This is a genomic window from Kocuria cellulosilytica, from assembly GCF_040981245.1.
Lineage (GTDB): Bacteria > Actinomycetota > Actinomycetes > Actinomycetales > Micrococcaceae > Kocuria > Kocuria cellulosilytica.
The window spans coordinates 1-565 of record NZ_JAVFWZ010000103.1; the positions used below are offsets into that span (position 1 = coordinate 1).

The 565-nt window shown below is 70.8% G+C and carries 1 protein-coding gene; it reads right to left on the reverse strand.

Features of this window, described 5'->3' with window-relative positions; genetic code table 11:
* Positions 1-565, reverse strand: a 565-nt coding sequence (locus tag RCG67_RS17205) for an alpha/beta fold hydrolase (RefSeq protein WP_368828024.1), incomplete at both ends; no start/stop codon positions are given.

The following is a 565-nucleotide window of genomic DNA, read 5'->3' on the forward strand; positions in this document are numbered from 1 at the left end:
AGCCGCGCGCACAGACCGGGTTTTTCGACCAGCACCCCGTGGGAGGCGTGCGGGACGACGGCCAGCTCCCCGTGGAGCAGGGCCCGGTACATGGCCACGGCATGTTCGAGGCGGACCTCGTCGTCGCCCAGGAGGACGAGCACGGGGATCTCCAGGCCCGCCAGGTCGACGTCGGTGAAGGCGGGTTCCGCCGCGTGCATCCGCTCCAGTCTGGCCACCACCTGCCCGTAGTGCTCGCGGCCATCGGGTGAGACCTCCACGTAGGCCTCGGCCATGAACTCCGGCACCTGCGCCTCGCCCTCAACCATTCCGGCCTCCCACCCGTGGTGGTGGTAGACCCCGGCCACCACCACGAGGTCCCGGACCAGGTCGGGTCGCTGCAACGCCACGGTCAGGGCGATCACGGCCCCGTCGCTGTAGCCCAGCAGATGCACCGGGGATTCTGCCTCTTTCTCCAGGAGGGCAATGGTGTCCTGGGCCATCACCGCGTAGGACAGCGGTCCCTCGGGGTCGGGGGTGTGGCCGTGGGCGCGCTGGTCAGGGGTCAGCACCCGGTACCGGCCGG